At 70.2% G+C, this 13804-nt stretch carries 12 protein-coding genes; 10 read left to right on the forward strand and 2 right to left on the reverse strand.

Going from position 1 to position 13804, the window contains the following annotated elements; translation table 11 throughout:
• The 9 genes from PSQ21_RS23680 to PSQ21_RS23720 all read left to right on the forward strand — a co-directional run bounded on the left by PSQ21_RS23680 (nucleotide 1) and on the right by PSQ21_RS23720 (nucleotide 8749).
• Nucleotides 1–945, forward strand: coding sequence for a type II secretion system F family protein (locus PSQ21_RS23680; protein WP_274032782.1), 945 nt, complete (start codon nucleotides 1–3; stop codon nucleotides 943–945).
• A gap of 42 nt (nucleotides 946–987) precedes the next feature.
• Nucleotides 988–1875 (forward strand): DUF5936 domain-containing protein, encoded by an 888-nt coding sequence (locus PSQ21_RS23685; RefSeq protein WP_274032783.1) that lies wholly within the window; start codon nucleotides 988–990, stop codon nucleotides 1873–1875.
• 136 nt (nucleotides 1876–2011) lie between these two features.
• A complete protein-coding gene (locus PSQ21_RS23690) occupies nucleotides 2012–3430 on the forward strand; it encodes a sensor histidine kinase (RefSeq protein WP_274032784.1) in 1419 nt (472 codons plus the stop codon).
• 28 nt (nucleotides 3431–3458) lie between these two features.
• Nucleotides 3459–4490 (forward strand): response regulator transcription factor, encoded by a 1032-nt coding sequence (locus tag PSQ21_RS23695; protein WP_274032785.1) that lies wholly within the window; start codon nucleotides 3459–3461, stop codon nucleotides 4488–4490.
• A gap of 204 nt (nucleotides 4491–4694) precedes the next feature.
• Entirely contained in the window at nucleotides 4695–4925 is a 231-nt protein-coding gene (locus PSQ21_RS23700; protein WP_274032787.1) for a hypothetical protein, read from the forward strand.
• Nucleotides 4925–5542 (forward strand): pilus assembly protein TadG-related protein, encoded by a 618-nt coding sequence (locus PSQ21_RS23705; RefSeq protein ID WP_274032788.1) that lies wholly within the window; start codon nucleotides 4925–4927, stop codon nucleotides 5540–5542. Before PSQ21_RS23700 ends, PSQ21_RS23705 begins: the two co-directional genes overlap by 1 nt.
• A 34-nt stretch (nucleotides 5543–5576) precedes the next feature.
• Nucleotides 5577–6194: a hypothetical protein gene (locus PSQ21_RS23710; RefSeq protein ID WP_274032789.1), complete on the forward strand. Its 618-nt coding sequence runs from the start codon at nucleotides 5577–5579 to the stop codon at nucleotides 6192–6194.
• Between the two features lie 8 nt (nucleotides 6195–6202).
• Nucleotides 6203–6850, forward strand: a complete 648-nt coding sequence (locus PSQ21_RS23715) for an OmpA family protein (RefSeq protein WP_274032791.1) — start codon at nucleotides 6203–6205, stop codon at nucleotides 6848–6850.
• A gap of 339 nt (nucleotides 6851–7189) precedes the next feature.
• Complete coding sequence (locus PSQ21_RS23720; protein ID WP_274035904.1) at nucleotides 7190–8749, forward strand: hypothetical protein; 1560 nt, start codon at nucleotides 7190–7192, stop codon at nucleotides 8747–8749.
• 187 nt (nucleotides 8750–8936) lie between these two features.
• Here PSQ21_RS23720 and PSQ21_RS23725 read toward each other — a convergent pair whose 3' ends face one another.
• A complete protein-coding gene (locus tag PSQ21_RS23725; protein WP_274032793.1) occupies nucleotides 8937–9353 on the reverse strand; it encodes a hypothetical protein in 417 nt (138 codons plus the stop codon).
• Entirely contained in the window at nucleotides 9350–12832 is a 3483-nt protein-coding gene (locus PSQ21_RS23730; protein ID WP_274032795.1) for an ALF repeat-containing protein, read from the reverse strand. The genes PSQ21_RS23725 and PSQ21_RS23730 overlap by 4 nt, the downstream gene beginning before the upstream one ends.
• A gap of 369 nt (nucleotides 12833–13201) precedes the next feature.
• On the opposite strand from PSQ21_RS23730, the gene PSQ21_RS23735 reads away from it, so the two are divergent.
• Nucleotides 13202–13732, forward strand: a complete 531-nt coding sequence (locus PSQ21_RS23735; protein ID WP_274032796.1) for a hypothetical protein — start codon at nucleotides 13202–13204, stop codon at nucleotides 13730–13732.
• The last annotated feature ends 72 nt before the right edge of the window (nucleotides 13733–13804 follow it).

Raw genomic sequence — 13804 nt, forward strand, 5'->3', positions numbered from 1 at the left:
ATGGACAACGTCAACCTCCCCCTGGTCACTGTCGGCGTCACGCTGCTGGCGTGCGTGCTCGGCGTGATGGGCCTGTACGCCTACTCCGGCGGCAAGGCCGACCGGGACGCCCTCGTCGACCGGCTCTCCCACGTTGGGCAGATCCCCGAGCAGGGCCGCCCCCGCCGCTTCAAGGGCCTCGACCGCAGGCTGCGCGCCACCGCGCTCGGCCGGAAGCTGGAGCTGAAGCTCGCGGCGACCGGCATGGACATCACACCCGGCGAGTTCTTCGTCTACGCGCTCGTCGCCATGGCGGGGCTCTGGATGATCGCCTCCTCCATGCTCGCCGCGTTCTTCGGCCCGGTCGCCGCCCTGATCGGCCTCTGGGGCACCAACGCGTTCCTCAACTGGCAGCGGGTCAAGCGCACCGAGCGCTTCATCAACCAGCTCCCCGAGCTCTCCCGGATCCTCGCCAACGCCACCCAGGCGGGCCTGGCCCTGCGCACCTCGCTGTCGATGGCGGCCGAGGAACTGGAGGACCCGGCCGGCGAGGAACTGGCCCGGGTCGCCAGGCGGCTGGCCGTCGGCGAGCCCCTGGAGGACGCGCTCAGCGAGCTGACCGACCGCCTGCCCTCCCGCGAACTGGTGGTCCTGGTGACGACCCTGGTCCTCTCCAACCGGGCCGGCGGTACGGTTGTCAGCTCGCTGCGCAACCTCACCGAGACCCTGGAGGAGCGCAAGGAGACCCGCCGCGAGGTCAAGACGCAGCTCTCGCAGGTCACCGTGACCGCGTACGCGGTGCCGATCTTCGGACTCGGCGCGATGCTGCTGATGAACGCGGTCATGCCCGGCGCGCTGGACCGGATGACGGGGGCGTTCCTCGGCCAGGTGGCGGTGGTCGTGTCCATCGTCCTCTACGCCATCGGGTTCGTCGTCATCCGCCGCTTCTCCCGTATCGATGTCTGAACCGATGCCTGAGCCCAGAAACCAGGAAGAAAGGGGACGGACATGGACCTGCTGCTAGCCCTGGTCGTCGGCCTCGCCGTCTACGGGGCCATCCACGGCATCCGGATGTACCGGGCCGACGCCAAACTCCCCGGCGATCTGGCTGTGGCCCTGGAGTCCGGGGCCTCACGCACCAGCGCGGTGGGCTCCGGCATCGACCGCCTCGGCATCCGCTGGGCCCCCATGGTGCTGCGGATGATGGGCCCCAAGGCCGTCAACAAGAAGCGCCGTCAGATCGACCTGGCGGGCAACCCCGGCGGCCTCACCCTCGACCGTTACGCGGCCCGCCGCGCGGTCTACGGCGCGCTGGGCCTCCTCGGCGCGTTCTCGATGCTCCTGCGCGGCCAGCTGTTCCTGGCCCTGCTGATGGTCGCCTTCGGCCTGTTCTGGGTGGAGGCCGGGATCTGGTCGGCGATCCGGGTGCGCCGCGAACACATCGAGCGGACGCTGCCGGACTTCCTCGACGTCCTGGCCGTCGTCGTCTCGGCCGGGCTCGGCTTCCGGCAGGCGCTGGACCGGGTCGCGGAGAAGTACGAGGGCCCCTGGTCGGACGAGCTGCGCATCACGCTGCGGCAGATGGACATGGGCGTCAGCCGCCGCCAGGCCTTCGAGGAACTGCGCAGACGCAACGACTCCGAACAGGTCGCCATGTTCGTCACGACGCTCCAGCAGGGCGAGGAGCTGGGCGCGCCGATCGTCGAGACGCTCATCCAGATCGCCAACGACATGCGCCGCACCGACGCCCAGAACGCCCGCCGCAAGGCGGCCAGGGCAGTCCCGAAGGCCACGTTCGCGGTGACGACGTTCCTCCTCCCGGGCACGCTGCTCCTCCTCACCGTCGGATTCGTGTACGGAGCCGACGTTGACCTCACGTCACTCACGGGCGGATGAGATGAACGTCGGCGGGATGACATGAACGACGGGCCGCATGGGGACGGAACTTCTACGTCCGGTACGCCCGCTGAAGCGGCGGCCGGCCTCGCGAAGAAGCAAGGGTTACGGGGAATGAGACGGAGGTGACAGGCTCATGGCATTCCAGCTCAGCGGAGCCCAGCCCGGACTGACGGCGGAACTGACCCGCGCCCATGCCGGAACCCCGGCCCGCCCGGCCTTCGCCATCCAGGTCAACGCTCTCCAGGCGATGTGCCGCCAGGTCTTCGGCTTCCGCCTGGCGATGATCGCGATAGCGACCCCGTACGCGATCGACCGTACCGCTCCCGGCCTGCCCACCTGGTTCATCGGTTCGGCGATCCTGGTCACCTTCATGGGCTCCTACCTGCTCTTCAGGGACTGGGAGCGGTTCGGCCCGGTGCTCTTGCGCCACCCCTGGATCCTGGCCGTCGACGTATGCTTCGGCGCGCTGCTGCTGATCACCGCGACCCCCGAGTCGACCCTCGCGTACGTCACCGTCTGCACCCCGCTGCTGGCGGGCCTGATCCAGGGCTGGCGCGGCGCGGCGGTCTTCGCGGCGCTCCAGGTGGTCATCGTCTTCGGCGTGTACGCGAGCGTCCCGAAGCTGGAGCCGGGCGGGGCGCCGGCCCTGCTCCTGCCCGGTTTCTGCGTGATCGCCGGGGCGGTCGGTGTCACCCTGCGCAATCTCCTCCTGCGCTTCGGGACGGCTACGCAGGCACTCACCGAGACCCGGGCGCGGCTGGCGGTGAGCGAGGCGGTGGAGGGCGAGCGCACCCGCCTCGCCCGGGAGATGCACGACTCGGTCGCCAAGACCCTGCACGGTCTGGCGCTGGCCGCCGATGGACTGGCGGGCGTGGCCGGCCGCATGGACCCGCCCACCGTGAAACTCCAGGCGGAACTGGTCGCCCGCGCCGCCCGCCGGGCCGCCGCCGAATCCCGGGAACTGCTCACCGACCTGCGTCGGGAGCAGGGTCTGGAGGGCGGCGTCGACCTGGTCGCGGAACTGGCGGCCCAGGCGCGGGACTTCACCGACCGCCACCCGGTCACGGCCACCTTCCGCCGCCTCGCCGAGGAGACCCCGGTCCCGGCCGTGCCGCAGGCGGTCGCCCGGCAACTCCTCACCGTCGCCTCCGAGGCTCTGGAGAACGCCCACCGCCACGCCGGCCCGTCGTACCTGATCGTCCTCGCGGGCGTGAAGGGCGACATGCTCCGCATCAGCGTGTACGACGACGGGCGCGGGCTCCCCGCCGGAACGACGCTCGACACCCTCCGCCGGGCCGGCCACTTCGGCCTCGTCGGCATGGTGGAGCGGGCCGCCTCCATCGGGGCCCGCATCCGGATCGGCCGGGGGAACGCGGAGAAGGGCACGGAGGTGCGAGTGGAGCTCCCCCTGGCGGCGCTGACGGGCCCGGCCGCAGGGGAGAACACCCCGTCGGCCACCCTGCCCGCGCCGGAACTCTCGCTCGTTCGACCTTCCTCGCCACCGCCCTCGTCATCGCTTGCGTCCGAGAACGTCACGACCCCCCACCCGTAACCCCCCGACCCTGAGAGGAGGTCGCAGCATGCCGGACGATGTCTCCCCTGCGCCGAACCGCAGCGGGGCGGCGGCTCAGCGCCCCGCCCCCCAGCGCACGTCGTCGCACCCGCTCCCCCCGGCCCTCGGTCCCGCCGGACAGCCCGGACACGAGCGTTCTGCGATACAGCACCCGGCCGCGCCGACGCCGTATCCCCCCTTCGGAGAGCCCGCTGCGCCCCCCTTCCCGTCAGCTCCCGCGGCTCCCGAACCGGCCCGGCTCCGGGTGGTGGTCGCGGACGACAACCCGGTGGTCCGGGCGGGCCTGGGTGCCCTGCTGTCGGGCCGGGCCGACATCCGGGTCGCGGCGGAGGCGGCGGACGGCCGCGAGGCCTACGAGAAGACGCTCCAGCACCGCCCCGACGTGGTTCTGCTCGACGTCCGTATGCCCGGCGTGGACGGTATCTCGGCCCTGCCGCACCTGGTCGGCATCGCGCCCGTGCTGATGCTGACGTACAGCCGTGAGAGCGAGATCGTCCACGAGGCGCTGCGCCTGGGCGCGGGCGGCTACCTGGTGCACGGCGAGTTCACCGCGGACCAACTGGTCCGGGCGGTACGCGACACGAAGGACGGCCGCGCACACTTCACCGCCACGGCGGCCGACGCCCTGCTGGCCCACATGCGCACGGGATCGTCCCCGCCCCGGGGCGCCCTGCCCGACGGGCTCGGATCGGCGCCGAGGACAGCGCCCGTACCCGTGCAGGCACCGCAACGCACCCGCGAAAATTCGGAAAGCCTTTCGCAACTGCAACCTTCTGTGGGACAGTCTTCTGTGTCCGGGGGGTCGGCTTCTACTCCCAACCGGCAGCAGTACGGGCTGAGTTCGCGGGAGGTGGAGGTCATGGACCTGATTGCGTCCGGAATGAGTAATCAGCAGATCGCCGCGACCTGTTTCATCAGTGAGAAGACGGTCAAGAACCACATCAACCGCATCTTCACGAAGCTCCACAGCGCCACCCGCAGCGAGGCGATCGCCCACTGGCTCGGCACCGCGCCCCGGTCGTCCGGGTGGCAGCCATGACCGATCGATCGCGCAACGAGGTGAACCGGAACGCCTTTTGGGCCCGGGAATGGGCCCACGGGCCCTCTGGGCGAGCGATAATTCCCCCCTATGTTTCTCACGTCGCCGACGGCACCGGCCAGGAGGAAGCCGGTACCGAGGACGGCACCGCAGGAACGTGCGAGTCGGCCGGCAACCGGTCGGCCGAACCCGGAGGGGAACACCATGTCGGACATCACCCTGAAGACCGTCATCCGCGTCAACGGCTGGGCCAACACCGCCGTGAGCAGCATCCAGAAGCGCTACGCGGCGAAGGACCGGGGGCAGACAGCGTTCGAGTATCTGGGCATCATCCTGGTGGTTGTGGCGATCATCGGTGCGATTGCGGCAGCCGGGATCGGCGGGAACATCTCGGAGCGCATCGACGGACTGGTGACCGCCATCACCTCTGGCTGATGCGTACACGTTCACGCGGCGACGCAGGGCAGGCCTTCCCCATCTACATCGTGATGGTGGCGGGCCTGCTCTTCCTTGCGTTGGCCTTCTTTGCTGTAGGCAAGGCCTCGGCCTTGCGCAACGGTTCCCAGGGAGCGGCGGACGCCGCCGCGCTGGCTGCCGCGCATAAGGCGCGTGCCAACTTCGGGCCCGGATTCCTCGGCTCGCTGCCCGGCAACGCGCTGGATGCCTTCCTCATCGCGCCTTTCGCCCCGCCCTGCGCCGAGGCGCAGAGGCTTGCCGAGGCCAATGACGCGAAGAGGGAGCTCTGCTATCCGACCCCCGGATACCTGCGCGACAAGATCACGGTCGAGGTCGAGGGACACGAATCGGTGGACTCGCCGGTGCTCCCCGGTTCACAGAACAAGAAGGCCAAGGCCAAGGCCACCGCGCTCATCGAGTTCCGCTGCCCCAACCCGATAGTCATCGACGCCAACAGTGACGGCTCCCCTGAGGCATTCATCTTCACGTGCAGGAGCGGCGATGTCATCAAGATCGCGACGGCCGAGATCGGTCGGCCCGGGCTGTGGGAGAGCGTGGGCAGAACTCTCTTCGACGTGCGGTTGGTCGACCAGTGACAGCGAAGCGAACGACAAGTAGAGGAATCGGACCATGAGCATGCGGCGGACCACGACGACCAGAAGGGCGATGGCGGCTGTCTCCGTGACTGCTGCTCTTGCCCTCGCGCTCGCCGGCTGCGGCGATGGCGGAGGCGAGGAGCCCGGCAACGAGGGCTCCAGCGCACCGTCCGCCCCGGCCAGCCCCTCTGCGGAGGACAAGGGCGAACCACAGCAGGAGGACACGGCTGCGGGCGAGAACGTGGACCCGGACGTGAAGCTCGCGGAAGCCCGGGGGATGGGTGGGCTCGTCCTGGTGATCAACGAGGCCAAGCGGGACTCGGGCGGATTCCTCACCGTTCAGGGGGAAGTCACCAATGAGGGGGACCAGGCACGGATCACCACGGCGTGGTCCGGGTCCGAGGTGAACCTGGTGAACAAGAACCCCAACTCCGTCGCCGGTGCGACTCTCGTGGACAAGGTGGGGAAGAAGCGCTACTACGTGCTCCGTGACACGGACTCCCGCTGCCTGTGCACCACGGCGATCTCATCCCTCGCGCCGGGCAAGTCGGCGCCGATCTTCATGCAGTTCCCCGCCCCGCCGCAGACCACCACCGAGGTCGACTTCACCCTCCCGACCTTCGCCACCACCTCGCTGAAGATTTCTGGGTGAGTGCGGCCATGAAGACCACCAAGCGCCCCCGGGCGGCCCACAGCATGGGCCAAGCCGTCGCGGTCGCCGTCCTGATCGCCGGCACCACGCTGCTCGGAGCCTCGCCCACGTACGCCGACGACGGGCCGAGCGTCCCGCCCGGGACGGAGGCGACGTCGGAGCCGCCCGTCCCCGTCGACCCGAACGACCCGGACCTGAAGATGCCGGAGGGCGGCACCCTCGCCCCCGGCCGGGTCCTCGACATCGTCCAGGTCGTGGAGGACCTCGGAGGCGAGGAACGCCGCGAGGACAGCAACGCCGACATCAAGTTCGCGCTCCAGGCCGAAGTCCTCTTCGGCAAGGACAGCGCGAAGCTCGGCTCGGCGGCCAACGCCCGGATCGCCGCGATCGCCGACGAGATCAAGAAGCAGAACGCGACCAAGGTCCGCGTCTTCGGCTTCACCGACGACCTCGGCTCCTCGGCCCACGGCGACGTCCTGTCCAAGCAGCGCGCCGACGCCGTGCACGGGGTCCTGTCGAAGGAGCTCGGTCCCACGATCACGTACGAGATCCGGGGCTACGGCGAGCAGTACCCGATCGCCAGCAACAGTAACGAAGAGGGCCGCAAGAAGAACCGCCGCGTGGAGGTCTCCTTCCCGCGCGGCGCGGGGTCCTGACCTCCTCCGTACCCACGGGAGACGGCCCGGCCCGGCACGCGACGACCTCGCGCGCCGGGCCGTTCGTCGTCACGGTGGCCGGCCCGCCCGGCGCCCGCCAGGGCCGTAAACCGGCCACATACGCTCCCAGCCCGTCACCCGAACGGCGGACCGTCGTTTGCGTTGTGGATCAAACACAGCTCATACGGACAAGAGCACGGTGGGTCCGTCGTGCGGCCGGGCCGGTATCCGGACCGCCGGCCGGCCCGCGCGGCAGGTGGCAACACGCCGCGAGCCGACGACACATGCGTCAGCGGGGGTGCCGAGGTGCACGTACGAACAGGCGTCGAGGAGGGTGTGATGGGTGTGGAGGGTGTGGAGGCCCACGCGACGAACGAGCGGGTGACGGGACGCACATGGACGGTGCGGCTGGATCCTGTAGGCCGCGGCCGTGCGGACGTACGTGTCTCGTGCAGCCGCCCGGCCTGCGCCGCGCAGGTGCTGCCCTCCGCGGCCGTCGGCCGTACGGCGGCGGTCGAGCATCTCAAGGCCCACCTGCGGGCGGGCCCGGCCCCCCGCCCGTCGGCGTACTGCGCCTGCCGGGCCGAGGAATGCCATACCCACATCCGCCCCGCCGGACCGCGTGAGCGCCCCGCGCCCTGGAGGTGCGGGGGCGCGGTCGTCCTGGCCGTCGTCACGGACCGGGAAGGGCGCTGGTGGCAGGTGATGGAGTGCTGCTCGCGCTGCGCGGCCGCCCACCCCACCGCGAAGATCGCCGCCACCGCCCCGGCCCCCGACAGGACGGCTCCGGCAGGCCCCTTCCGCCCCGCGGCGCGCCCCGCCCCGGCGGTGTCGGCCGTCGGCCCCCACTTCTCGCACACCGATGCCGGGGCCACCGCCCCGCACGAAGTGCCCGCCCCCCGGGCCCCGAGGCCGAAACGGCAGCGCGCCCGGCGCGGGAGGATCGCCCAGCGATTCGTCCCGCACCACCTGCGTCCCCTCGCGCTGCGCGACGAACTCACCGAACTCGGCGAGCTGTTCCGCGCCTACCAGCAGCGCCCCGAACCCGACCTCGCGATGCTCGCCGATCTCCACGCCCGCAAGGCGGAGGCCTTCTCCGCCTGGGCCCAAGTCACCGGTGACACGGAGCTGCGCCTCGAAGCCGAGCGAGCCGAACAGGCGGCCGCCACCGTCCGGCTCCAGCATCTGCACCGCATCGGAGAGGCCCCGGAAGGCGAAGGGCCCGCTGTGGCACGGCTGCTGACCGCGGCCGCGCAGTGGGACCACGCACGGGCCGTCCTCACCCACGTGGCCGACCACGCACCCCTGCCCGGGCCGGAGGCCCGCCTGCTGGTGGTGATGCTGACGCTGCGCACCGCGCACTCAGGCGTCGGCAACCTCGTCGGGCAGGACCTCAAGGGGCTGCCCCTGCCGGAGCCCGAGCACCTGGTCGGGCAACTGGTGGAGTGCGGCTGGCTGGACATCGCCGGGACCGTCGACGAACTGATCGCCTCCCGCCCGGAGAACCCCACCCGCATCAGTGTGCCGTCCCTGACGCCCGACGAGAACGCCCCGGGACCGTTCACTTTCGGCAAGAAGATGCGTCCCAAGCTCAGCGGATGGGCCCAGCGAGTCGTCGGGGAGAAGAAGCTACGCAAGGCCAAGACCGCGGCCGACGCCCGTCTGCTCGCCCTGGCCCTGGCCACGGGCGTCACCGCCGACGGACGACTGGGGGCCGGGGGCGAGGGCCTCGGTCTGGAAGCCCTCTCCTCCTGGTGTGCCATCGCCCCCGGTGACCTTCGGGAGCTGGTGGACCGGCTGACCGCGGCGGACTGGCTGACGGAGGCGGTCGTCACCGACACCGTCCTCACCGGCCGGCTGACCGAACGCGTCCTCCCGCTCACCTGCCCGTTGGTCTGATAAGCGGAACAAACGGAACCGTGGTACGGGTATGCGGTGGCGGGCCCGGGGTCTGGGCACAGCATCCGGGGCCAGGGCAGGCAGTCCCGTTGTGCGGCGGCTGCGACGACGAGGGTGCAGCACCGCTGTCCCGCACCGCTTCGGCAGAAGCGGTGCGGGACAGCGGGAGCGGTGGATCGGCAGAGCGCTATGCCACCTTCTTGAAGATGAACCTCTTCGGGGAGTCCGCGGAGACGGGGAGGTAGATCCCGCCCCTGGCACCCTTGTCCATGATCAGGAGCTGCAGGCGGGTCGATGAGTCGGGCGCCAGCTGGATCGTGAGTGTGACCTCTTGGTCCGCCACGCTGTTCGCCTTCTTCTCCAGAACCCATGTGCCGGATCCCGTGACCGGGTCGAGAGGCGCTCCGTCCTCGAAGGAGAAATGGGTGGGGACCTTTTCTGCGGTGGCCGATCCGTCTTCGTCGAAGGTCACCCGTGCTTCACGAGGGCCGGACCAGGCGCCGATCAGGTCGCTCGGCTTCGCCGAGCCGCCGGTCGGGCTGCAGCCGACGGCTCCCAACGCCAGTGCGACGAGCACGGCGCACAGGGGCAAGCCCCTCCTCATCGTGTGTTCAGCTCCTCGACCCACGTCGCCTTCTGCGTCTTCTTCCGCAACGGGCCGTTCATCAGCTCCGCGAGGCGGTTCATCGGCTCCCCGTAGTACTTGTCCCATTGGGCCCTCAGGAAGGGCGGGTGTACTGCGGAGTTGATGGTCGTGTGGTTCGTGATGGTGATCTCGACCCGTGCCTTTCCTGTCTGGGAGTCGTGGGACAGGACCTTGTATGAGTAGTTGTACGACCCGATGAAAACGGAGGTGGAGGTGCCATACCGCCCGTTGGTGCGTTCGTTGCGGTGGCGGGCCGTCCAGCCGAGGGAGAGCACGTCGCCCACGTCGCTGGCGAGCCTTCCCAGGCCCTCCTTCGCGAGGACGCTGTAGCCGCCCGTCCGATTGGGGTCGTTCGTGAGGATCTTCTTGATGATCTCACCGCGGACCGTGTCCATGGAGTGGTCACCCCGCAGGTGCTCGGTGAACTTGTCCCCGGCTTCGAAGGTGTCCGTCCGGTTGCCCCGGCCGAGCAGCCACTGTATCCCCAGGTCGATCGCGTCCGGCGCGGACCCGAACGCCCCGGCGCCCAGCATTTCCCGCAGCAGCTGGAGCTGCTGCTTCTCCAGTCGTGAGAGTGACTTCTCCGCGAGCCGGCGCTTCTCCTCCTCCTTGCGGCGGATCTCCTCCTCCTGGACCAGCTTGAGCTGGTAGGCCAGGAGAGCCTGCCCGTGGGCCGCCTCTGCGGCAGCCGCGTCCTTGCCGGCGGCTACCGCCGAGGCGCGGGCCGCGTCGGCCGCGGCGTAGGCGCTGTCGGCGGAAGCGTTCGCCTGGGTGGCGGAGACAGCCGCCCGAGAGGCGGAGTAGTCGGCCTGGTCGGCATCGCGTTCCGCGGCGTTCGCCGCCGCGTTCGCCGCCTGGGCGGACTTGGCGGCGTCGGCCGCGGATGCCTCCGCGTTCTTGGCGTGCCCGTTCGCCTCGATCGCGTACGAGTCGGCCTGGCCCTTCGACTTGGCGGCCTCGGCGGCCCACTTCTTGGCGTCGGCGGCGGCCTTGTTGGCGGTGGCCGCGACGACGGCGGCCTCGGCGGCGTCCTTCTGCGCGGTGGCAGCGATGGTCGCGGCCTCGGCGATGAGCTGCTTGATCACTGCCACATGGGTGGTGGTGAGGTGATCGCGCCGCGCGGTCGAGTACTGCCCGACCTCGATGAAGTCGTGCAAGGCAGCGGAGGTACCCTCCAGGGCGACTCTGGCCGCGCCCTTGGTCTCGGGCCCGCCGCTGGTCGCCAGCTGGGTGGCACGGATACTCTCGTCGGTCTCCTGGGCGTCGTATTGGCCGTTGCGAAGGAACGCGAGGAGCGCGGCGACCGAACCATCGCTCAGCGCCGCACGGGCGGCGTTCTTGAGCTCCGCACCACCACTGCCGGAGATCTGGGTGACCAGGATGCGGTAGTCGGTCAGCGCGGCCTCGTCCGCCCCGGTACGTAGAAACTCGGCGATCTGCCGGGCGTCGCCCTTCAGCGCCTCCGCGGCGGCGGTGCGGACACTCTCGTACTCGCTGTCGACCGCGAGGGCCTGCACCTTCGCGCGTTCGTCCTCTTCGGCGGCCTCCTGCCAGCCGGTGCGCAGGTACTCCCGGACCGCGTCGTCGGTGCCCGCCAGCGCGGACTTGGCTGCCGCCCTGCTCCAGGCTCCGCGGGTCCTCATTGCGAGGACAGCGACCCGTCGCCCCTTGACCGCCACTTCCTTGGTGTCCGTACCGGGCTTCGCGGCTTCGACCGCGAGGCGCACGGCCTCCTCGTCGAGCTCCTTGGCGGCCTTGTCGGCCGCGGCCGTCTCGGCCCGGTTCAGGGCCTCGGCCTCGCGATCGGCCCTGGCCTGTTCGATCCCCGCCTCGGTCCTGGCCTTGATCTCCTCGGCCTCGATCCTGGTCGCCACACTATGAACCTTCCGCGCGGTGGCTACCGCCGCGGTCGCCCTGTCCGCGGCCACCTTGGCCGCAGCGGCGTGCGCCGTCGACTCCTTGGCGGCCGTGGCCGCGTCCCCCGCGTGGTCGGCCGCCCGGTTCGCGGCAACCGCGGCATTCCGGGCGTGCTGGGCGGCGGAGGCCGCCATCTGGCGGGCCTCCTTCGCCGCGTCCGCGGCCTCGTAGGCGAGGTCTCGCGCCGCCAGGGCCGCCCGACGTGACACCCGTGCGTGGTGGCGGGCGGTGGCTGCCCACTGCTTGGCGCGGGCGGCTTCGGCGCTGGACTGGCCCGCCAGGTTGCCGGCCCTGTCCGCTTCGTCTGCGGCGATGTCCGCGTTGCCGCTGGCGCTGGCAGCGGCGTTGGCCGCGTCGCCAGCCGCCCGAGCCGCGATCTCCACCTGCGCGGCGGCCTGTTCCGACTTCTCTGCCGCCTGGGCTGCGGAGTTGGCGTCTTCGGCGGCCCGCCGTGCGGCGTCGGCCGTTCCAGCGCCTGTCGCCGCGTTCGCCGCCGCGTCACGGGCCCGCGATGCTGCGGCTGCGGCTGCGGAGGCGGCTGCCGCGGCGTTCGCGGCCGCGTTCGCGGCCATACGCGCTGCCCGGTTGGCAGCCTGCGCGGCGCCGATGGCCTCCTGCGCGGCGCTGGCTGCGCCCTTCGCCGCATCCGCGGCGCGCCCGGCCGCGGCGCCGGCGCGGGCGGCGTCCTTCCCGGCCTCCTCCGTCTCCCGTGCTGCCTTCTCCGCCTGGGCTTTCGCCAGCTCCGAGGCCTTCACCGCGCGCGTCGACGCCTTCTTGGCCGCCTCGGTCAGCTGTTTGGCGTCCTTGCCGGCGGCCTCGGCCTGAGCGGCCAGCTGGGCGATCGTGGCCCGTTCCTGGTCGCGGGAACGGGCGATGTTCTGGCCGACCGCCAGGAACTCGCGAACGTCCTCGATGGACCCCCGCAGCGCGACCTGCGCGGCCTCCTTGGTGGCAGGTCCACCGGCACTCATGATCTGTGTGACGAGCAACCGGTCGTCCGAGTCCCGGTTGGCGTACTGGGTCTCCTCGATGAACGCGTACACGTCGTCGACAGAGCCCTTGAGCGCCGCCAGGCCGGCCTCCTTGACCGCGGGGCCGCCGGCGGTGGTGATCTGTGTCGCGAGGATCCGTGCGTCCGTCTCGGACGGGGCCTTCCAGCCGTCCTTCAGGAAGTTGCGGAGATCCACCTCCGAACCCGCGAGCGCCGCGTAGGCAGCCTCGCGGACGGTCACACCTCCTGCGGTGAACATCCGGGTCGCGTCGACCCGGTGGTCGGTGAGCTCCGCGAAATCCTTCTCGACGTCGAGGAACTTGCGGACATCCTCGTCGGTCCCCAGCAGGGCTGCCTCCGCCGCGGCCCGGATGTTCGGGCCGCCCGTCACCCACAGTTCCACGACACGGCTGCGGTCCGTCGCGGCTGCCTGTTGGGCCCCCGCCGCCACCGCGGGACTCGCGCCGAGCAGTCCCCCCAGGAGCGCCAGAGGCAGCAGGCTCAGGCACAACAGACGTCTGCCGAGCACTCGTCTTTTCTCGACTCTCGCCGAGCGGAAATTATCTCTCACCACTCATGCCTTTCTTGTTGGAAGTGCGGCCGAGTATTCCGGCTGAGTGAGCATAACTTCCTTCATTTTTCGCCGGAAAAGAGCTGACGAGTGGCTTGAAAGGCTCCTGAATAAACTAGACGAATGGGTCATGATCCCACTTTTCGCCCAAGCGACACATGAGGTGGTGGCAAGTTGTACGGCCGTCCGGAGTCGAAGTTGATTCGTTATAAACGAGGGCTGCTCTCACTCTCCGAAGTCAACTGGTGATAGATTCTCGGTCGCTCTGTATTCAGGTATGCAGTGCGAGCTCTGTCCTCGCCTCATGCCATCTGGAAGGAAATTCGGTTGATATTTCGCGCGCGCGGAACGATGGTTGTCGGTGCTGTCGCGGCCGTCACGGTCATGGCGGGTCTCTCCGCACTCGTTGTGGCCGAGGCTGCTCCGCAGAAGGTGCCCGGTGCTGCCCGGCAAGCTGCAGGCAGTGAATTCCCGTCCACGGTGGAGGACTTTGCATACCCGGGCGCGGAGAAGATCCTCCAGGAACAGGGCATCGAACTCCGGAAGGGCGATGGCGGCATCCTGCTCGCCGACTGTGCGGTCGCCAAGGATATTCAGGTCACGACGTCGGTGCGGCACCCCGGGCAGACCGAGCCGGGCAAGTACTGCTTCCAGGCGTCCGGCCCGGGATACCTCACGCTGGAGGTTCCCAAGGTCTTCAATATTCTCACCGGTGACGTCGCGGTCCAGGCCAAGTTGACTGCGGACGGTAAGACGCAGGAGGTCGCTGTCCCCAAGAACGACATCGTGGGTGTCGGAGCCGGCGGAAACCCTCCAGGGACGCCCACCGTTCTCGTCGAGCTCCGCGTTGCCGGCTGACCGGACGCTGTGCACCAGGGCGCCGATTCCCAGGAATCGGCGCTCCGCCATCACTGCCAGGGAGAGAAAAAA

It is taken from the genome of Streptomyces sp. MMBL 11-1 (assembly GCF_028622875.1).
In the GTDB taxonomy this organism is placed as follows: Bacteria; Actinomycetota; Actinomycetes; order Streptomycetales; family Streptomycetaceae; genus Streptomyces.

Bases quoted from the DNA above. Each gene is read 5' to 3' on its own strand.
- PSQ21_RS23715 (WP_274032791.1), top strand. From the start codon at position 6,203: ATGAAGACCACCAAGCGCCCCCGGGCGGCCCACAGCATGGGCCAAGCC.
- PSQ21_RS23725 (WP_274032793.1), bottom strand. From the start codon at position 9,353: ATGAGGAGGGGCTTGCCCCTGTGCGCCGTGCTCGTCGCACTGGCGTTG.
- PSQ21_RS23710 (WP_274032789.1), top strand. From the start codon at position 5,577: ATGAGCATGCGGCGGACCACGACGACCAGAAGGGCGATGGCGGCTGTC.
- PSQ21_RS23705 (WP_274032788.1), top strand. From the start codon at position 4,925: ATGCGTACACGTTCACGCGGCGACGCAGGGCAGGCCTTCCCCATCTAC.
- PSQ21_RS23700 (WP_274032787.1), top strand. From the start codon at position 4,695: ATGTCGGACATCACCCTGAAGACCGTCATCCGCGTCAACGGCTGGGCC.
- PSQ21_RS23680 (WP_274032782.1), top strand. From the start codon at position 1: ATGGACAACGTCAACCTCCCCCTGGTCACTGTCGGCGTCACGCTGCTG.
- PSQ21_RS23695 (WP_274032785.1), top strand. From the start codon at position 3,459: ATGCCGGACGATGTCTCCCCTGCGCCGAACCGCAGCGGGGCGGCGGCT.
- PSQ21_RS23685 (WP_274032783.1), top strand. From the start codon at position 988: ATGGACCTGCTGCTAGCCCTGGTCGTCGGCCTCGCCGTCTACGGGGCC.
- PSQ21_RS23690 (WP_274032784.1), top strand. From the start codon at position 2,012: ATGGCATTCCAGCTCAGCGGAGCCCAGCCCGGACTGACGGCGGAACTG.
- PSQ21_RS23720 (WP_274035904.1), top strand. From the start codon at position 7,190: ATGGGTGTGGAGGGTGTGGAGGCCCACGCGACGAACGAGCGGGTGACG.